At 69.9% G+C, this 17829-nt stretch carries 17 protein-coding genes; 9 read left to right on the top strand and 8 right to left on the bottom strand.

Annotation, left to right across the window (positions count from 1 at the left end):
• Positions 1-5 precede the first annotated feature (5 nt).
• From ACVCMC_RS06655 to lpxK, 3 genes are read left to right on the top strand one after another with little or no spacing between them, the layout of a single operon-like run.
• Positions 6-437, top strand: a complete 432-nt coding sequence (locus ACVCMC_RS06655) for an ExbD/TolR family protein (protein WP_395117974.1) — start codon at positions 6-8, stop codon at positions 435-437.
• Positions 434-2218, top strand: coding sequence for a lipid A export permease/ATP-binding protein MsbA (gene msbA / locus ACVCMC_RS06650; protein WP_447099114.1), 1785 nt, complete (start codon positions 434-436; stop codon positions 2216-2218). The genes ACVCMC_RS06655 and msbA overlap by 4 nt, the downstream gene beginning before the upstream one ends.
• 10 nt (positions 2219-2228) lie before the next feature.
• Entirely contained in the window at positions 2229-3203 is a 975-nt protein-coding gene (gene lpxK, locus ACVCMC_RS06645; RefSeq protein WP_447099113.1) for a tetraacyldisaccharide 4'-kinase, read from the top strand.
• 27 nt (positions 3204-3230) lie between these two features.
• On the opposite strand, the gene hutI is transcribed toward lpxK, so the two are convergent.
• From hutI to ACVCMC_RS06630, 3 genes are all read right to left on the bottom strand, one after another.
• Entirely contained in the window at positions 3231-4496 is a 1266-nt protein-coding gene (hutI, locus tag ACVCMC_RS06640) for an imidazolonepropionase (protein ID WP_447099112.1), read from the bottom strand.
• Positions 4497-4509: 13 nt separating this feature from the next.
• Complete coding sequence (locus ACVCMC_RS06635; RefSeq protein WP_395117982.1) at positions 4510-5967, bottom strand: chloride channel protein; 1458 nt, start codon at positions 5965-5967, stop codon at positions 4510-4512.
• A 93-nt stretch (positions 5968-6060) separates the two neighbouring features.
• On the bottom strand, positions 6061-7620 hold the full coding sequence (locus ACVCMC_RS06630) for a GNAT family N-acetyltransferase (RefSeq protein WP_447099111.1): 1560 nt from the start codon (positions 7618-7620) through the stop codon (positions 6061-6063).
• Between the two features lie 90 nt (positions 7621-7710).
• On the opposite strand from ACVCMC_RS06630, the gene ACVCMC_RS06625 reads away from it, so the two are divergent.
• The 4 genes from ACVCMC_RS06625 (at position 7711) to ACVCMC_RS06610 (ending at position 11219) form a co-directional block, all read left to right on the top strand.
• Positions 7711-9078, top strand: coding sequence for a formimidoylglutamate deiminase (locus ACVCMC_RS06625; protein WP_447099110.1), 1368 nt, complete (start codon positions 7711-7713; stop codon positions 9076-9078).
• Between the two features lie 104 nt (positions 9079-9182).
• Positions 9183-9344, top strand: a complete 162-nt coding sequence (locus ACVCMC_RS06620) for a hypothetical protein (RefSeq protein WP_447099109.1) — start codon at positions 9183-9185, stop codon at positions 9342-9344.
• A gap of 101 nt (positions 9345-9445) precedes the next feature.
• Positions 9446-9892, top strand: coding sequence for a hypothetical protein (locus tag ACVCMC_RS06615; RefSeq protein WP_447099108.1), 447 nt, complete (start codon positions 9446-9448; stop codon positions 9890-9892).
• 58 nt (positions 9893-9950) lie between these two features.
• Positions 9951-11219 carry an MFS transporter gene (locus tag ACVCMC_RS06610; RefSeq protein WP_447099464.1) on the top strand — a complete coding sequence of 423 codons (1269 nt, stop codon included), beginning with the start codon at positions 9951-9953 and terminating at the stop codon, positions 11217-11219.
• A 115-nt stretch (positions 11220-11334) separates the two neighbouring features.
• On the opposite strand, the gene ACVCMC_RS06605 is transcribed toward ACVCMC_RS06610, so the two are convergent.
• Complete coding sequence (locus ACVCMC_RS06605) at positions 11335-12618, bottom strand: alkaline phosphatase family protein (protein ID WP_447099107.1); 1284 nt, start codon at positions 12616-12618, stop codon at positions 11335-11337.
• Between the two features lie 84 nt (positions 12619-12702).
• On the opposite strand from ACVCMC_RS06605, the gene ACVCMC_RS06600 reads away from it, so the two are divergent.
• Complete coding sequence (locus ACVCMC_RS06600; protein WP_447099106.1) at positions 12703-13086, top strand: hypothetical protein; 384 nt, start codon at positions 12703-12705, stop codon at positions 13084-13086.
• Here ACVCMC_RS06600 and ACVCMC_RS06595 read toward each other — a convergent pair whose 3' ends face one another.
• The 4 genes from ACVCMC_RS06595 to ACVCMC_RS06580 all read right to left on the bottom strand — a co-directional run bounded on the left by ACVCMC_RS06595 (position 13087) and on the right by ACVCMC_RS06580 (position 16361).
• A complete protein-coding gene (locus ACVCMC_RS06595) occupies positions 13087-13620 on the bottom strand; it encodes a methylated-DNA--[protein]-cysteine S-methyltransferase (RefSeq protein ID WP_395117998.1) in 534 nt (177 codons plus the stop codon).
• A complete protein-coding gene (locus tag ACVCMC_RS06590; protein ID WP_447099105.1) occupies positions 13617-15113 on the bottom strand; it encodes an AlkA N-terminal domain-containing protein in 1497 nt (498 codons plus the stop codon). Before ACVCMC_RS06590 ends, ACVCMC_RS06595 begins: the two co-directional genes overlap by 4 nt.
• A gap of 49 nt (positions 15114-15162) precedes the next feature.
• Positions 15163-15720, bottom strand: coding sequence for a YybH family protein (locus tag ACVCMC_RS06585; protein ID WP_447099104.1), 558 nt, complete (start codon positions 15718-15720; stop codon positions 15163-15165).
• Positions 15721-15983: 263 nt separating this feature from the next.
• Positions 15984-16361 (bottom strand): response regulator, encoded by a 378-nt coding sequence (locus tag ACVCMC_RS06580; RefSeq protein ID WP_447099103.1) that lies wholly within the window; start codon positions 16359-16361, stop codon positions 15984-15986.
• Positions 16362-16462: 101 nt separating this feature from the next.
• Between ACVCMC_RS06580 and ACVCMC_RS06575 the strand changes: the two genes are divergently transcribed.
• Positions 16463-17770, top strand: coding sequence for a two-component system sensor histidine kinase NtrB (locus tag ACVCMC_RS06575; RefSeq protein ID WP_447099102.1), 1308 nt, complete (start codon positions 16463-16465; stop codon positions 17768-17770).
• Positions 17771-17829 lie beyond the last annotated feature (59 nt).

The following is a 17829-nucleotide window of genomic DNA, read 5'->3' as shown; positions in this document are numbered from 1 at the left end:
CGACGATGCGCATCGGCAACGACCGCCGCGGAGACGATTTCGAGATCAACGTGATTCCGTTGATCGACGTGCTGCTGACCCTGCTGATGTTCTTCGTGCTCACCAGCACCTTCGTGCAGCATTCGCGGCTGAAGGTGACGCTGCCGCAGGCGAGCGTGCAGGAGCGCGACATGAACGCGCCGGCGCTGACCATCATGATCGACCGCGATGGCCGCTTCTTCGTCGGCAGCGACGAGGTGATGGGCGAGGGCATCGAGGCGCTCAAGCAGAGCCTCGCGCGCCATGCCGGCGACAGCCGCGACCAGGCGGTGACGATTCGTGCCGATGCCATGACGCCCAACCAGAACGTGGTGACCGCGATGGATGCACTGGGCCAGCTTGGCTTCACCCGCCTGTCGATCGCCACGACACCGAGCAAACCGGGCGCCGCGCAATGAACGCGGACCAGGCGACCGCGGCAGACGCGGGCAGCTGGCCGACCTACAAACGCCTGCTCGGCTACACGCGACGCTACTGGGCGATCGGCCTGGTGGCCTTCGTCGGCATGCTGGCCGACGGCGGCGGGTTGGCGCTGTTCACCGGGCTGATCAAGCCGATGATCGACAACCTGTTCGCGCAGAAAGACCCGTACCTGATCTTCTGGATGCCGATCTGGATCATCGCGATCTTCCTGGTGCGCTCGCTGGGCACCTTCGTCAGCGATTACGGCATCTCCTACATCGGCCGGCACGTGGTGCAGGCGCTGCAGCTGGAGGTGTTCGCCGCGTACCTGAAGCTGCCGGCGCCGTATTTCGGCAGCGAGCCGTCGGGCCAGCAGATCTCGCGCATCACCTACACCAGCGAACAGGTCGCCGCGGCGTCCAGCAGTGCGGCGAAGATCGCCATCACCGACGGCTTCACCGTGATCGCGATGCTGTTCGTGATGCTCTATTACAGCCCCTACCTGACGCTTTCGCTGCTGGTGATGGTGCCGGCGATCGCGCTGGTGGCCACGGTGGTGGCGCGCCGCTACCGGCAGATCAGCCGGCGCATCCAGGGCAGCATGGGTTCGGTCACCGGCACGGTGGAGGAATCCGTGGGCGCGCATCGCGAGGTGCGCGTGTACGGCGGCCAGGCGCATGAGGCCGAGCGTTTCGACCAGATCACCCGGCATACGCGGCGGCTCAACCTGAAGATCGCCGCCACCAACGCGGCGTCGAGTTCCACCGTGCAACTGGTGGCGGCCAGCGCGCTGGCGGCACTGGTGTTTCTCGGCACGCGGCCGCAGGTATTGGTCAACATGACGCCCGGCGTGTTCTTCGCCGTGCTCACCGCGATGGGCACCATGCTGCCGTCACTGAAGCGCCTCACCAACGTGCAGGCGAACATCCAGCGCGGACTGTCGGCGGCCGAGGACATCTTCGACGTGATCGACCTGCCGCCGGAGCGCGATGCCGGCACGCTGGAGCTCGAGCGCAGCCGCGGCGAGCTGCATTTCGTCGACGTCGGCCTGACGTATCCGCGCAGCCATGTTCCCGCCCTGCAGGAAGTCAATCTCGATTGCGCGCCCGGCACGGTCACCGCCCTGGTCGGACGCTCGGGCAGCGGCAAGAGCAGCCTGGTCAGCCTGCTGCCGCGCTTCAACGTGCCCGGCGCCGGGCGCATCGTGCTCGATGGCGAGGATTGCCGCAGCTACACGCTGGCTTCGCTGCGCAGGCAGATTGCCTGGGTCGGCCAGAGCGTGGTGCTGTTCAACGACACCGTGGCCAACAACATCGCCTACGGCGAACTGGCCGGCGCCAGCGAGGCGGAAATCGTCGCCGCGGCCGAGGCGGCCAATGCGATGGAGTTCATCTCGCGCATGCCGCTCGGCATCCACACGCCGATCGGGCAGAGCGGCAACCTGCTCTCCGGCGGCCAGCGCCAGCGCATCGCGATCGCCCGGGCGATCCTCAAGAACGCGCCGATCCTGGTGCTGGACGAGGCCACCAGCGCACTGGATACCGAGTCCGAACGGCTGATCCAGCAGGCGCTGACACGGCTGATGAAGGATCGCACCACGCTGGTGATCGCCCATCGCCTGTCCACCGTGGAAGGCGCCGACCAGATCGCGGTGATGGATCAGGGCCGCATCGTCGAGCGCGGCACCCACGCCGAACTGCTCGCGCTGAAAGGGCAGTACGCCGCGCTGCACCGCATGCAGTTCCACGACGCCGCGGCCGTAACGGCCGGCGGCTGAGACGCCCGTCATGGCGCTGCCCGACACGCTCGCATCGGCCTGGTACGGCGGCGGTCGCGCGCCGTGGTGGACGTGGCCGCTGGCTGCACTCTACGGCGGCGTGATCCGGCTTCGTCGCGCGTTGTACCGCATCGGCTGGCTGCGCCGCGAGCGCCTGCCGGTGCCGGTGGTGGTCATCGGCAACCTCACCGCCGGCGGCACCGGCAAGACGCCGCTGACGATCGCGGTGGCCGCCAGCCTGCGCGAGCACGGTTTCCGGCCCGGCGTCGTGAGTCGCGGTCACGGCGGCACGCAACGCGAGCCGCTGCTGCTCGGCGGCTCGCCGGACCCGCGACAGGTCGGCGACGAACCCTGTCTGATCCGCGCCAGCGGCGTGCCGGTCGCGGTCGGGCGCGATCGTCCCGCGGCGGCAAGGCTGCTGCTCGACGCCGGCTGCGACGTGGTGGTGGCCGATGACGGCCTGCAGCATTACGCGCTGGCGCGCGACGTGGAGATCTGCGTGATCGACGGCGTCCGTCGCTTCGGCAACGGCAAGCTGCTGCCGCTCGGCCCGCTGCGCGAGCCGCTGGGCCGGCTGCGCAGCGTGGACCTGCGCGTATGCAACGGCGGCACCGCCGAGGCCGGCGAATATCCGATGCAGTTGCGCGGCGACGAGGCGGTGGCGCTGGAAGGCGGCGAGCGTCGCCCGCTGGCCAGCTTCGCCACCGGGCCGGCACATGCGGTGGCGGCCATCGGCAACCCGCAGCGATTCTTCGACAGCCTGCGCGCCGCCGGCATCGAGGTGATCGGGCACGCCTTTGCCGACCACCATGCGTTCAGCGCGGACGAGCTGGATTTCGCGGACGACCTGCCGCTGTTGATGACCGACAAGGATGCGGTCAAGTGCCGGTCGTTCGCGCGGCCGCACTGGTGGCGCGTGCCGGTGCGGGCGGAATTGCCGCCGGCCTTCCATGCCGCCTTGCGCGAACGCCTTGCGCGGTGGTGATCCGAAGAGTCCTGGCGCGGCGACTCCCTACGGCTGGGTGCCCGCCGCGCGCTGCGCAGGCTTGCGCCGCGATACTGCCTCGCCGGCCACGTAGACCCGCCGCGCCAGGTTGCCGCCGATCCAGTAGCACAGTTCCGCCGGCTGGCGCGCATTCCAGATCACCACGTCGGCGCGCTGGCCAGCCGCCAGCGTGCCGCGATCGGACAGACCCAGCGCGCGCGCGGCGTTGACGGTCACGCCGCGCAGCGCTTCTTCCGGGGTCAGCCGGAACAGCGTGCAGGCCATGCCCGCCGCCATGCGCAGCGACAGCAGCGGCGAGGTGCCGGGGTTGCAATCGGTGGCCACCGCCAGCGGCACGCGTTGTTCGCGCAGCAGGTCGATCGGCGGCAAGCGGGTTTCGCGCAACGCGTAGAACGCCCCCGGCAGCAGCACCGCGACGGTGCCCGCGGCGGCCATGGCGCGCACGCCTGCCTCGCCCAGATGCTCCAGGTGATCGGCCGACAGCCCGCCGAACTCGGCCACCAGGGCGGCGCCGTGCTGGTCGGACAACTGCTCGGCGTGCAGCTTCACCGGCAAGTCGAGTTCGCGTGCCCGCTCGAACAGACGACGAACTTCCGCGACGCTGAAGCCGATGCTCTCGCAGAAGCCGTCGACCGCATCGACCAGGCCTTCGCGCGCCAGCGCCGGCAGCATCTCGTCGCAGACCAGCGTCAGGTAGTCGGCCCGGCGATCCTTGAACTCCGCCGGCAGTGCGTGCAGGCCAAGGAAACTGGTGCGTACGCTGATGCCCAGCTCGCGGCCGAGCCGGCGCGCCACGCGCAGCATGCGGCGTTCGCTGTCCAGTTCCAGGCCGTAGCCGGATTTGATCTCCAGCGTGGTCACGCCGTCGGCCAGCAGCGCGCGGGCGCGCGGCAGCGCCTGCGCGTAGAGAAACTCTTCGCTGGCCGCACGGGTGGCCTTGACGGTGGAGGCGATGCCGCCGCCGGCGCGGGCGATCTCCTCGTAGCTGGCGCCATTCAGGCGCAGGTCGAACTCGTCGGCGCGGTCGCCCCCGAACACCAGATGGGTGTGGCAATCGATCAGCCCGGGGGTGACCAGGGCGCCGTCCAGCGATTCCACTTCGTCGGCCAGCGCCACCGGCGCGTCCGGCAGTTCGTTCATCCGCCCCAGCCAGGCAATGCGCCCGTGCTGCATGGCGATGGCCGCGTGCTCGACCAAGCCATACGGCGTTTCGCCGGCGAACGTCGCCAGGGTGGCGTTCAACAGCAGGCGGTCCCAGCGTGGTTGGGTCATCGGTATCGCTCCGTCATGGTTTGCCGGGATGCTGCGGTTGGCCGGACTCGGCGGAGTCGGGGTAGGCCGTGGTCTCGGCGGCTGCGGGCAACGGTCTGGCGGGCTGGTGGTGGGCCCGCTCGGCCTGCTGCTGTCGCTCGGCGTCGCGCACCATGCGTTCGGCGAAGTCCCGATATACCGGGGTCGGGCAGAACAGCGACGCGGCCGCGCGAGCAAGCAGACAGGCTGCCATGATCGGAATCACCATGTCCTGGTTGTCGGTCAGCTCCATCGCGATCACCGCCGAGGTCAGCGGCGAACCGGTGACGCCGGCGAGGTAGGCGCTCATGCCCAGCAGCACCACCGCACCGGCGGGCGCGCCCGGCAGCAGATGCGCGATGTTCTGGCCCAGGCCGGCGCCTACCGCCAGCGCCGGCGAAAAGATGCCACCGGGGATACCGGCCCAGTACGAGACCACATTGGCCAGCAGCTTGGCGATGCCGAAGTCCTGGCCCGGCATGGCGGCCGTGCCCTGCACGATCGCGCGGGCCTGGTCGTAGCCGGTGCCGTAGATGCTGTTGTGCGTACACACGCCGAGCACCGCCAGTGCCAGGCCGCAGCCGGCGGCGAACAACACCGGCCAGCGCGCGCGAAGGCGACCGACCTGCGCCAGCGGGCCGCGTCGACTGAGCAGGATCAGGCGCGCAAACAGGCCGCCGAGCAGGCCGCAACCGACCCCGGTCAACAGCACGGCCAACCAGGCGCTGCCCAGCGGCAGGCTGGCGTCCACTTCGCCGAAGTATGAGTAGTTGCCCATGACGCCCAGCGACACCACGCCGCCGATGATCACCGCGGTCAGCAGCAGGCCGCTGAAGCGGTGCTCGAACGTCCCGGCCAGCTCCTCGATTGCGAATACCACGCCGGCCAACGGCGTGTTGAACGCCGCCGCGATGCCGGCTGCGCCGCCGGCGAGGATGAAGCGCGATGCAGCCTTGGGGTCGCTGAAGCCGAAACGCCTGCCGATGGAGTAGAACAGCGCTGCGCCGACATGCACGGTCGGGCCTTCGCGCCCGATCGAGGCGCCCACCGCCAGCGACGCCAGGGTCAGCACCATCTTGCCGGCGGCGACCGGCAGCGACAGCATGCGCGTGCGAAAGCCGCCGTCCTCGATGTGCAGCGAGGCGATCACCTGCGGAATGCCGCTGCCGCGGGTCGCGCGCAGGCGCCCCTCCGTTGCCTGAGCGAGCAGCCCGAACACCAGCGGAGTGAGGATGAGCGGTATCCAGATGCCGTGATCCAGGATGCGCAGGAACAACTGGTAGGACCAGACGCTGGCCTTGGCGAACAGGATCGCGGCCAGCGCCACCAGCACGGCGCCCGCCCACAACACCAACCGGCGTTTCCAGTGGTGCGGCGCAAAGAACTCATGCCCGAGCAGCGCCTGCAGGCGGGGATTGGAGGATGCTGGAGCGGACTTGGGCGGTTCTGGCATGGCGCGATTATCGCAGACGGCCGCGGCAGGATTGATGCCGCCAGCCCTGGCCGTCCGATACCGGTGCGAACGCTGTCGCACCGCGAGTCGCCATCAGCGTGGCCGCCAGCGGGTTTCGTAGAGATCGAAACGGCGGTCCTTGAGGTTGGTCACCGCGCCGGCGTTGCGCGCGCGGGCCAGGGTTGCCAGGTGCAGGTCGGCGAACAGCACGGTCTCGATGTTCGGCGTGGAGTCGGCGGCGATGCCGTCGCGGGCGAAGCCGAAGTCGCTGGGCGTGAGGATGCAGCTTTGCCCGTACTGGATGTCGAAGTTGTTGACCCCGGGCAGGTTGCCCACGTTGCCGGACAGCACCACGTAGCACTGGTTCTCGATCGCCCGCGCCTGCGCGCAGTAGCGCACGCGAAGGTAGCCCTCGCGCACGTCGGTGCAGAACGGCACGAACAGGATCAGCGCACCCTGGTCGACGAGGTGGCGCGCCACCTCGGGAAACTCCGAGTCGTAGCAGATCATCACCCCGATCGGGCCGCAGTCGGTGAGCACGGTGGCCGCGCTGTCGCCGCCGGCGATGTTCCACACGTTGCGCTCGCTGGGCGTGGGGTGCAGCTTCTCGCGCTCGTGCAGCGAGCCGTCGCGCAGGCACACGTAGCAGACGTTGTGGATGTCGCCGTTGGCCTGCTCGGTCGGGTGCGTGCCGGCGATGATGTTGATGTTGTAATGGACGGCCAGACGGCTGAACAGCTCCTTCACCTGCGGCGTGTACTGGCTGAGCTTGCGGATCGAGTCGACCGGGGACAGCTCGGTGTTCTCGATCGACAGCAGCTGCAGCGTGATCAGTTCGGGGAAGGTGACGAAGTCGGCGTTGTAGTCGGCGGCGATGTCGGTGAAATACTCGACCTGGGTGGCGAACTCCTCGAACGAGGCGATGCGCCGCTGCTGGTACTGCACTGACGCCACCCGCACCGCGTCGGGCAGGCGCTGCGGCGAGGGGATCGAGGGCGTGTCGGGCTGGTCGAGCAGTTGCGGGTTGCGCCAGACCAGGTGCACGGCGTAGCCCAGCGACTCGTGGTCGGAGGGCACGTAGCCGCGCAGCAGGCCGATCACCTCGAAATCGTTGGACAGCTGGAAGCTCAGCGTGAGGTCGCGCCGCCGGCCTTCGGTCACCGCCTGCACGTAGGACTCGGCACTGCCGTAGCGCGCGATGTTCTTCGCCAGCCCCGGAATGCGCCCGCCGAACACGATGCCGCGCAGCTTGAGATTCATGCACAACCGCTTGCGCGCGCGATACAGCCGCTGGCCGATGCGCATGCCGCGGTAGTCGGGGTGCACCACGACTTCCATGCCGTACAGCCAGTTGCCGTCCGGCTTGTGGCGCGAGGCCATGCCGCCGCCGGTGATCTCCATCCAGGTGTGCGGCGCCAGCGCGGTGGCTTCGTCGATGCGGAAGGTGGCGCAGTAGCCGACGATGCGATCGTCGTACTCGACCACGAACTGGCCTTCCGGGAAGTGCGTCTGCTGTGAGCGCAGCATCTCGGCCGAATGGCCCCATTCCGGGCCGTAGACCCGCCCGGTGAGTTCCACCAACTGCGGCACGTCGACCGGCCGCGCCTGGCGCAACAACAACCGCGGGGTGTTTTCACTGGATTTGCCTGCCATGCGGGCCATTATGCATGGGCGTGTCGAGGCTCGGGTGAAGGCGCGGCGGAGGCACGGTTACACTGGCGACCATCGCAACGGAGACCATCGATGAACGAAACCAGCCGCAGCACCAGCTACCGGGCCGGACGGTTGTGGCGAGACGGCGAATGGCAGCGCGATGCCAGCTTCGCGGTGGACGCCGGTGGTGCGCTGGTCGACGCGAGCGACGGCATCGAGACGATCGGCCAGTGGGTGTTGCCCGGCATGCCGAACCTCCATTCCCATGCGTTCCAGCGCGCGATGGCAGGCCTGGCCGAACGCCGGGGAAGGGCGGACGACAGCTTCTGGAGCTGGCGCGAGGCGATGTACGGCTTTGCCGCGGTGATCGACCCGGAGTCGCTGCAGGCGATCGCCGCGCAGCTCTACGTCGAGATGCTCAAGGCCGGCTACACCCGCGTGTGCGAATTCCACTACCTGCACCACCGGCCCGACGGCACGCCGTACGCGCAGGCCGAGGCCATGTCGCTGGCGCTGGTCGAGGCCGCGCGCGAGGCCGGCATCGGCCTGACCCTGCTGCCGGTGCTGTACATGAGCGGCGGTTTCGACGGCCGCGCGCTGGGCGAACGGCAGCGGCGCTTCGGACACGACGTGGATGGCTACCTGCGCTTGCTCGACACGCTGCAGGCGCACGCCGATCGCGACCTGCGCGTCGGCACTGCGCTGCATTCGCTTCGCGCCGTGCCGGAGGCGGCGTTGCGCGAAGTGCTTGCCGACTCGCGGGTGCGTCGCGGGCCGATCCACATCCACATCGCCGAGCAGATCGGCGAGGTGCAGGATTGCCTGGCCATCCGCGGCGCCCGCCCGGTCGAGTGGCTGTTCGACCACGCCGAGGTCGATGCCCGCTGGTGCCTGGTACACGCCACGCACCTGACCGAGGCGGAGACCGCACGGATCGCCGCCAGCGGCGCGGTGGCCGGGTTGTGTCCGACCACCGAGGCGAATCTCGGCGACGGCCTGTTTCCGCTGGCGGCCTACCTCGATGCCGGGGGCACGTTCGGCATCGGCTCGGATTCGCACATTTCCATTTCGCCGGTGGAAGAACTGCGCTGGCTCGAATACGGCCAGCGACTGCTCACCCGTCGCCGCAACATCGCCGCCCGCCAGCCCGGGGCCAGCGTGGGCGAGACGCTGTGGCGCGGCGCTCTGGCCGGCGGCGCGCGCGCCAGCGGCCTGCCGGGCGGCGAGTTGCATGCCGGCGCGCCCGCCGACCTGATCGTGCTGGACGAAAACTCGCCGCTGCTCGCCGCGCGCGATGAGACCTCCGTGCTCGACAGCTGGCTGTTCGCCGGCAACACGCCGCTGGCGCGCGACGTGATGCGGGGCGGTCGCTGGGTGGTGCGCGATTTCCGCCACCATGACGAGGAACGCATTGCAGCGCGGTATCGCACCGCCGTGCAGCGGATCGCCGCCGGCTGAGTCGACGGCGGCCGGCTGAACGGTTGCCATCGTGCGCCACACCCTTGTCATCGCCCGCGCGCGAATGCCGTTGATGGGGGCACTTCCCTCATCTGGAGCGTGCCATGCGTCGATTCCTGCATCGTGTTTCCGCCGCCGCGTTGCTGTTGCTGTTTGGCGCGACGCTGGCCGGCTGCGTGGTGGTGCCCGCGCGCGGGCGCGCGTGGGTGCCGGGCCACTGGGCGGCACCGCATGTCTGGGTGGGCGGGCACTGGCGTTATCGCTGAGCATGCCAGCCGGCGGCGTGACCATCGGCAGGGGTGACGGCGCCGGCGCGGGAGTATGTTGCCCGCTCGCATGCGGCATGCCGCCGCAGTCGGGAACGCGCATGAATCAGGCACGCCGCTCGGCGGGCGCCGCCATCCTGCGGGGTGGCCTGGTGGCCGGCACCATCGACATCGGCGCGGCGTCGCTGATCAACATGGTCGACCCGCTGATCATCCTGCGCGCGATCGCCAGCGGCCTGCTCGGCCGTGCGGCGTTCGCCGGCGGGTTGCCGGTGTCGCTGCTGGGCCTGGTGCTGCAATGGGCGATGTCGTTGCTGATTGCGGCGATCTTCGTGCTGGCCGCGCAGCGCCTGGCGTGGATGGGCCGCCGCTGGATCACTGCGGGACTTGCCTACGGCGTGGTGGTCTTCGTGGTGATGGAGTTCGTGGTGGTGCCGCTGTCGGCCGCGAAGAATCCGCACTTCACGGTGCTGTCGCTGCTGGAGAACGTGCTGGCAATGCTGCTGTACGGCCTGATCATCGCGTTCTTCGCGCGGCGGGTGCGCTAAGCTTTCCGGTCTTTCCGGTTCGCGCGCAGCGCAGGCATTGGACGTGACGACAGCTTCGATGCCCGCGGCGGTGCCCTCATTCCCGGACGCCGCCGCGCGCTACATCCATCACGGCACGCCAGACTTCCGCCGCACCAATCTCGCCCTGTTCGCCGCCGGCTTCGCCACGTTCGGCCTGCTGTACTGCGTGCAGCCGCTGATGCCGGAGTTCAGCCGCCACTACGGGGTGAGCGAGGCGGGCGCGGCGCTGTCCTTGTCGCTGACCACCGGGGTGCTGGCGTTCGCGATGCTGTTTGCCGGCGCGCTGTCGGACGCGTGGGGACGCAAGTCGCTGATGGTCGCTTCGCTGCTCAGCTCCGCGGTGCTGGTGCTGGTGACTGCGATGATGCCGGACTGGTACGCACTGCTGGTGGTGCGCACGCTGCTGGGGCTGACCCTGAGCGGGCTGCCCGCGGTGGCGATGACCTACCTCAGCGAGGAGATGCACGTCGAGTCGATCGGGCTGGGCATGGGCCTGTACATCAGCGGCAGTGCCGTGGGCGGCATGGGCGGGCGGCTGATCACCGGCGTGCTGGCGGACTTCTTCGGCTGGCGCATCGGCGTGGCCGTGGTCGCGCTGATCGGCATCGTGGCCGCGCTGGTCTTCTGGCGCATGCTGCCTGCCTCGCGGCATTTCACGGCGCAGCCGCTGCGCTGGCGCACGGTCGCGGGTCGCTTCAACGGCATCTTCCACGACCGTGGCCTGCCGTGGCTGTTCATCGAGGGCTTCCTGCTGCTGGGCGCGTTCGTCACGGTCTACAACTACCTCGGCTACCGCCTGCTGGCGCCGCCGTACAACCTCAGCCAGGCGGTAGTTGGCCTGATCTTCGGCATCTATCTGGTGGGCACCTTCAGCTCGGCGTGGATGGGCCACCTGGCCGGCAAGCTGGGCCGGCGCAAGGTGCTGTGGACGGCGCTCGCGCTGATGCTGGCCGGAGTGGCGCTGACCGTGGCGCAACCGCTGTGGCTGGTGATGGCCGGCCTCGTGGCGGTGACGTTCGGTTTCTTCGGCGGCCACTCGATCGTCAGCAGCTGGGTCGGCCGCCGCGCCGGCGCGGCGAAGGCGCAGGCCGCGTCGGTGTACCTGTTCTGCTATTACATGGGCTCCAGCATCGCCGGTGCCAGCGGCGGCCTGTTCTACGCCGCGCACGGCTGGGCCGGGGTGGCGCTGTTCGTCGGCGCGCTGGTGCTGCTCGGACTGCTGGTCGCGCTGTGGCTGTTCCGGCTGCCGCCGCTGGTCAATGTGGCGACCGCGCCGACGCCGATGAGCAAGGGCGCGATGGGGTAGGGCGGGCACTGCCCGCCGATGTGCGGAGTCGAGAGCGGTGAGCGCCGATGTGCGGTGCACAGCGGCGGGCGGTGCCCGCCCTACGGGTGACGCGGAAGGTGGCGCGAGTCCGGGCTCATGGCGCGGCCGACTTCAGCATCCCGTTTACGGTGTCGTAATCGCCGTCGTTCGCGGCTGCTGGAAGCCCGAGCAGGTGGGTCATCAGCGGATACACGTCCACGTTCGGGAAGGCGGGGACTTTCGCGCCGACGCGAAACGCCGGGCCGTGCGCGATGAAGATCGCCTGCATGGCAGGCTCGGCGTTGTCGTAGCCGTGGTTGCCCAGGCTGGGCGGGTCCTTCTTCGCGGCCAGCTTGGCGCGGCTGGCGATGCGCCAGTGCACGTTGGCCAGGCAGATCAGCTGCGGCACCCGCGGATTGCTTCCGTAGTCGAAGCGCGCCGGTATGCGGCGCTTGTCCCAGCAGCGCATGTGTCGTTGCGGTCGTTCCAGCTTGCGTTCGATCGCCGCGAACCGGGCGCGGTCTTCCGCGCTGTCGGAGCGCGGATTGAAGCCGGCGACGATGCCCTCGCTCACCAGTTGCACCTGGTCCAGCGGCAGCAGGTCGTCCAGCAGCACGGTGTTGCCGGCCGGCACCGTGGCCATGCCGTGGTCGGACAGCACGATCAGGTTGATCCGCTGGAACAGCCCGCGCCGCTTCAGGCCCTGCAGCAGTCGGCCCAGCGCGGCATCCGTGGCGCGCAGCGCGGCGTCGACCTGCGGCGAGTCCGGGCCGTGCTCGTGGCCGGCGTGATCGACGGCATCGAAATACAAGGTGAGAAAACGAGGCCGCAAGGCGGGCGGCAAGTCGAGCCAGGCCAGCACCTGGTCGACCCGCGCATCGGCGCCGACACTGCCGTCGAACGGGTGCCAGTAGTCGGGATGGCGGCCGTGGATCGCCGCTTCCGAACCCGGCCAGAACATCGTCGCGGTGCGCATGCCGTGTTCGTCGGCGGTCACCCAGATCGGCGTGGCCTCGTCCCACCAGCGGCCGTCACTGACCGCCTTGCGGTTGCCCAGCGAGAACTTGCCCAGCTGCGGGTCGAACATGGTGTTGTCGACGACGCCGTGATGGTCCGGGCGCAGTCCGGTGACCAGGGTGTAGTGGTTCGGAAACGTCAGCGAGGGAAACGAGGGTTGCATCGAGGCAGCCTGCACGCCGTGCCTGGCCAGCTTCTCCAGGTTGGGGCTGAGGCCGCGATCGATGTAGTCGTGGCGATAGCCGTCGATCGAGATCAGCAGCAACGGTGAGGGTTCGCTTGTCGCGGCGCGGACGAGCGCGCGATCGGTGCCGGAAAGATGCGCGCAACCGGCGCACGCGGCGATGGCTGCGCAAAGCAGCAGGCGGAACACTGTGTTCATGCGGGTCGTTGCACACTCTGGCCAAACCAACGCCCATGGTCGCGCAGAGTCATGACGATTGCAGCCCACGCATCTCCAACCCGCATGCTCGCCTGTACGGCGATGCTGCTGGCGCTCGGCTCTTCCGCTGTCGCGGGCGCCGGGCAGGTCACGCCGCCGACACCGGTGCGCGCGTACGCGCCGGTGCAGGGCGACGCGTCCCGCCATGCCGTGCGCCAGCAGCAGCTGCGCGATCAGGTGCGCCAGAGCGAACTGCAGCAGCAACTGCAACAGAACGTGTCCGACAACGCGAAGCGTCCGGGCGCGAAGAACAAGCTGCTGCAACGCCAGCTCGAGCAGGCCGACCAGGCGCGGCACGAGCGCGACCGCGCTGCGCTCAGGGACCTGCTCGACCGGCAGCAGGCCTACTCCGTGCTGCCGCGGGTGATCCCGCCGGATGCGCCGGCGCCGGCGCGCAGCGGCGGTTGATCAGCGCGCCGCGCGGCGCCCGTCGTCAGCGCCGAACAGGTCGCCGTGCGCGATGCGGCGTTCCCACCCCAGCAGGAATCGCTTCGCCGGCAGGCCGCCGCCGAAGCCGGTGAGGCTGCCGTTGCTGCCGATCACGCGATGGCAGGGCACCACGATCGGCAGCGGGTTGCGCCCGTTCGCCGCGCCGACCGCGCGCATCGCCTGCGGCTGGCCGATACGGCGCGCCAGCTCGCCGTAGCTGATGGTCTCGGCGTAGGGGATGCGCGCCAGTTCCTCCCACACCGTCAGCTGGAACGCCGTGCCTTGCGGATGCAGCGGCAGGTCGAACCCGGTTCGCGTGCCCGCGAAGTATTCCTCCAGTTGCTCGCGCGCGAATGCGAGCGCCGACGACGAGCGCACCCAGTGCGGCGAAACCGGCCGCGGGTGCCGCTCGGTCTCGAAGCGGATCTCGCGCAGCCCCTGCGCGTCGGCCAGCAACAGCAGGCGGCCGACCGGGCTCGGCATCCCGTCGACGTGGATCGTTTCGGCGTTCATGGTTTGCTCCGTTGGGCGGTCGCGGCGTCGCCGACGCTGCGCCACAAATGCATCACCGCGTAGGCGCGCCACGGTCGCCATGCCTCGGCCAGCGCGGCGAGCGCCTTCGTGCCCAGTTCGGCGCCGTCGCCGGCCGCCGCTCGGCGCAGGATCAGGTCGGCGGCGGGGAATGCATCGGGGTGGCTCAGCGCGCGCATCGCCATGTAATGCGCAGTCCATTCGCCGATGCCGGGCAGCGCCACCCAGCGCGCGACGAACTCCTGCAGCGGTTGCTCCACGCGAAAATCCACGCGGCCGTCGAGCAGCGCCTGCGCGATGCCGCGGATCGCGGCGGCGCGCGCGGTGGTGACGCCGAGTTCGCGCAGGTCCGCGTCGGCCAGTTGCGCCGGGGTCGGAAACAGCCGTTCCAGGCCGTCCGGCAGCGGCAGCGCGAGCACCGAGCCGTGGCGCTGCACGATGCGCGAGGCCAGCGTACGTGCGGCCGCCACGCTGACTTGCTGGCCGAGCACCGCGCGCACCGCGATCTCGAAACCGTCCCAGCTGCCCGGCAGGCGCTGGCCCGGGTGCTGGCGCAGCATCGGTTTCAGCACCGCGCTGGCGCCCAGCGTCGCCGCGATCACGCGCGGGTCCGCGTCGAGGTCGAACATCCGCCGCGCTCGCGTGACCAGCGGCAGCAGTTGCGCGGGCCGTGCGCCGTGCAGTTCGAGTTGCAGCGCGTGGTCACCGCCCGGCGCCGCGGACAGACGCAGCCAGCCGGCATCATCCGCGTCGCCGAAGACGCGCGCGTAGGCGTGCTCGTCCACCCGTTCCACGCCGGGCAGCGCGCGCGTGCGCAGGAATGCCAGCAAGGCCGGGAAGTCGTATGGCGGGCGATAACCCAGGCGCAGCACCAGCGTGGCGCCGGCCGCAGCGCGCGGTTGCCGGCGCAGCTCGCGCGGCGGCATCCGGTTCGCCGCCGCAAACGCGGCATTGAAACGGCGCAGGCTGCCGAAGCCCGACGCCAGCGCCACCTCGGTCACGGGCAGCGCAGTCTCGGTCAGCAGTTGCTTGGCGAACAGCAGGCGGCGAGTGGTGTGCACGTCGATCGGCGGTGCGCCCAGATGCGCCACGAACAGGCGGCGCAGTTGCCGCGCGCCGACGCCCACGCGCGTGGCCAGCTCCGCCAGCGGACGCTCGCTCAGCGCGCCGGCATCGATCAGTTTCAGCGCACGCGCCACCACGTGCTCGCCGCGATGCCAGCTTGCATTGCCCGGCGCCAGTTCCGGCCGGCAGCGCAGGCAGGGCCGGAACCCGGCCGCTTCCGCGGCCGCGGCGCTGGCGTAGTAGCGGATGTTTGCCGGTTTCGGCGGCGGCGCCGGGCAGACCGGGCGGCAATAGATCCGCGTGCTGGTGACGGCGGTGAAGAACAATCCGTCGAAGCGGGCGTCGCGGCTCAGCCGCGCCTGTTCGCAGACGGCCAGCGCGGGCAGGATGGCGGCGGGTGATTCGGACATGGGCGCAGGCTAGCACCGCGGCGGCCGCGGAACTGGCCGTTTTCGGACATCAATGCCGGATCGTCGGCAGCACCACCGCGGTGGGTCGCTGGCAGGCGCGCTGGCGGCTGCGGCGGAAGTCCCCCGCCTCCTTGTCGCTGGCGGGGCGGCCGCTGTCGCCACCATCGAACGCGACCCGCCACGAACCGTCCGGCGCGCGCCGCCATGTCGTCGAGAAATGTCCTATCGCGTAACGCGATGCCGCGTTCGCGCCCAGGTTCTCGAACAGGTACGGGCCGCTGGACGTCGCCAGCGTGCCGTCTGCGCTCGCGACCACGTGCTGCGGATACCAGTCCAGCCGCACGGCCTTGCCGGCAAGGATCGCCGCCCAGTGCCGCACGATTGCCTGCGGTCCGCGCACGGGCGTGTCCGCATTTGCGTCGAACACGCTGTCGTCGGCGAGGAACGCGGCGAATGCCGCGGCATCGTGCCGCTGCACGCTGCGGGCAAACGCCAGTTCGCGTTGCCATACCTCGCAGGCGGCGCGATCGGCCGCAGCCATCGCGGCGGACGCCGGCGCGCCGGGCAGGGCGGCAAGCAGCAGGATCAACCCCATCGAGCGTGACATCGGCGACTCCGGCGGTCGGGTTGCCGCGCAGCTTCCATCCGCCCCAGGCGTGGCGCCAGTGCCGGAACGCACGGGGCCATTGACGCAGCGCCGCGGGCATGGCCAGGTCAGCCTGGAGGCCTGCGCGAGCGTGGCGCTGCGCAAGCACACCGGCATCGACGCCGCCCGCAGCCCGCCCTCAGCCATGCCGACGGCCGCTCAGCGCCTGCGTTCGACGGGCACCCCGCGAAACGCGCGCTCCACGCCCTTCGCCCACCGGACGTTCAGGCGGAGGTGATGCCGAGCAGCCCGCCCACTGCGCCGAGCAGGGCGCGGCGATCGTAGGGCTTGGCCAGGAAGGTCGTGTTTTCGGGAAAACAGGTGAAGCTGTTGCGTGGATCCGCCGAGATCAGCATGACCTGGATGGACCGATGCCGTCGGGCGTGCAGCGCCAGTTCGATACCGTCGATGCCGCCGGGCATGTGGATGTCGCTCACCAGCAGGTCGATGGTGGAATCGTGCATCAGCATGTTCAACGCGCTGGTGCCGTTGCCGGCGGTCACGACGTGGTAGCCCTCGGCCTCCAGCACCATCGCGGTGGCGTCGCGGGCGCTGCGGTCATCCTCTGCCAGCAGGATGGTGTAGTTCTGCGCATGGGTCATGGCGATCTTCCGCAGACGGGGACCGACCATGATCTGTCCGGTGTAAAAGCCCGGTGAGGGTGGAATCTGTGTAGGCTGTAGCTCCCCGGGGGCGGCGACGCATGAACCGACTTGAGCGCTATCGACAGCTGGTCGGGTTCTTCCCCGATGGCATACATGAGCTCGACGTGTCCGGTCACATCGTCGGCATGAACGACAGCGGCCGCGCCGCGCTGTGCATTGCCGACCCGGTCAGCGCGATCGGGCAGCCGCTGGCCGCGTTCTGGCCCGAGGGAGCGCGTGCCGCGATCGATGCAGCGCTGGCGAGCGCGCGCGAGGGGCGCTCGGTCGAGTTCACCCAGGTGCTGCCGTCGGCCGACGGCGAAGATGGCTGGTGGGAGATCAGCGTGCATCCGTATCTGGATGCGCGACAGCGGGTGGACGGCATCGTCGTGATCAGCCATGACGTCACCGAGCCGGTGCAGGCAACGCTGGCCCTGGACACGGTGATCCACGGCCTGCACCGGCGGCTCAGCCTCAGCGAACTGGCCGGCGAAAGCGATGCCGCCCGCTATGAGGCGCTGGCCCGGCAGCTGGCGCGCGCACGGGTGTTCCAGCGGGAGGGAGCCGGCCGGGAGGCGTCGCTGAAGCTGCAACTGGGCCTGGCAAGCGCCGCCCAGGCGGTGGCCGAGCACGCCTCGCAGCAGGCGCAGAAAAACGAGGCGATTGGCCAACTGGTGGCGGGCCTCTCGCACGACTTCGCCAACATGCTGCAGATCGCCATGGTGGCGCTCAGCAGCATCGAGGACGATCCGGCCAACCTCGACGAGCGGCAGCGCCGCATGCTTGGCTACAGCATGGAGGGCGTACAGCACGCCGCGCTGCTCGCCAAGCGGCTTCTTGCGTTTGCCCGTGTGCACCGCTATGCGGCAGCGCCGGTGGAACTGACCGCGATCGTTCGCGACATCGAGGGTTTTGCCAGGCAGAGCCTGGGCGCCGGCATGGATTTCCAGGTTGGGCCCGTCGCTGACGAGCTGCCTACCCTGGGCGACTGCCATTCCATCGAACAGGCCTTCATCAACCTGTGCATCAATGCACGCGACGCATGTCGCGGGCAGGGCAGCATCCGGGTCGACCTGGGCGAGCTGATCGTGGGCGAGGCCGAGAGCAGCACGCTGCGCCAGGCGGGCGACTACGTCACATTGGCCGTCACCGACAATGGCAGCGGCATGGAGGAAGCCGTGCGCGAGCGCCTGTTCGAGCCGTACTTCACCACCAAGCCCGAAGGCGCCGGCACCGGCCTGGGCCTGGCCCAGGTGTACGGCGTGATGCGGCAGGCCGGTGGTTTTGTCGACGTGGAATCCGCGCCCGGCCAGGGCACCACGATGACCCTGGCGTTCCCGCGCCTGCGCCTGCCCGCAGCGGGCTGACCCGGCAGACCACCGCATTCGGGCCGTGTGGCCGCTGACCTATACTCGGCGGTCTGACT

Source organism: Rhodanobacter sp. UC4452_H20, assembly GCF_052978205.1.
This window is presented reverse-complemented; position numbering and strand designations above follow the sequence as displayed.

Bases quoted from the DNA above. Each gene is read 5' to 3' on its own strand.
- ACVCMC_RS06655 (WP_395117974.1), top strand. From the start codon at position 6: ATGCGCATCGGCAACGACCGCCGCGGAGACGATTTCGAGATCAACGTG.
- msbA (WP_447099114.1), top strand. From the start codon at position 434: ATGAACGCGGACCAGGCGACCGCGGCAGACGCGGGCAGCTGGCCGACC.
- lpxK (WP_447099113.1), top strand. From the start codon at position 2,229: ATGGCGCTGCCCGACACGCTCGCATCGGCCTGGTACGGCGGCGGTCGC.
- hutI (WP_447099112.1), bottom strand. From the start codon at position 4,496: ATGACCCAACCACGCTGGGACCGCCTGCTGTTGAACGCCACCCTGGCG.
- ACVCMC_RS06635 (WP_395117982.1), bottom strand. From the start codon at position 5,967: ATGCCAGAACCGCCCAAGTCCGCTCCAGCATCCTCCAATCCCCGCCTG.
- ACVCMC_RS06630 (WP_447099111.1), bottom strand. From the start codon at position 7,620: ATGGCAGGCAAATCCAGTGAAAACACCCCGCGGTTGTTGTTGCGCCAG.
- ACVCMC_RS06625 (WP_447099110.1), top strand. From the start codon at position 7,711: ATGAACGAAACCAGCCGCAGCACCAGCTACCGGGCCGGACGGTTGTGG.
- ACVCMC_RS06620 (WP_447099109.1), top strand. From the start codon at position 9,183: ATGCGTCGATTCCTGCATCGTGTTTCCGCCGCCGCGTTGCTGTTGCTG.
- ACVCMC_RS06615 (WP_447099108.1), top strand. From the start codon at position 9,446: ATGAATCAGGCACGCCGCTCGGCGGGCGCCGCCATCCTGCGGGGTGGC.
- ACVCMC_RS06610 (WP_447099464.1), top strand. From the start codon at position 9,951: ATGCCCGCGGCGGTGCCCTCATTCCCGGACGCCGCCGCGCGCTACATC.
- ACVCMC_RS06605 (WP_447099107.1), bottom strand. From the start codon at position 12,618: ATGAACACAGTGTTCCGCCTGCTGCTTTGCGCAGCCATCGCCGCGTGC.
- ACVCMC_RS06600 (WP_447099106.1), top strand. From the start codon at position 12,703: ATGCTCGCCTGTACGGCGATGCTGCTGGCGCTCGGCTCTTCCGCTGTC.
- ACVCMC_RS06595 (WP_395117998.1), bottom strand. From the start codon at position 13,620: ATGAACGCCGAAACGATCCACGTCGACGGGATGCCGAGCCCGGTCGGC.
- ACVCMC_RS06590 (WP_447099105.1), bottom strand. From the start codon at position 15,113: ATGTCCGAATCACCCGCCGCCATCCTGCCCGCGCTGGCCGTCTGCGAA.
- ACVCMC_RS06585 (WP_447099104.1), bottom strand. From the start codon at position 15,720: ATGTCACGCTCGATGGGGTTGATCCTGCTGCTTGCCGCCCTGCCCGGC.
- ACVCMC_RS06580 (WP_447099103.1), bottom strand. From the start codon at position 16,361: ATGACCCATGCGCAGAACTACACCATCCTGCTGGCAGAGGATGACCGC.
- ACVCMC_RS06575 (WP_447099102.1), top strand. From the start codon at position 16,463: ATGAACCGACTTGAGCGCTATCGACAGCTGGTCGGGTTCTTCCCCGAT.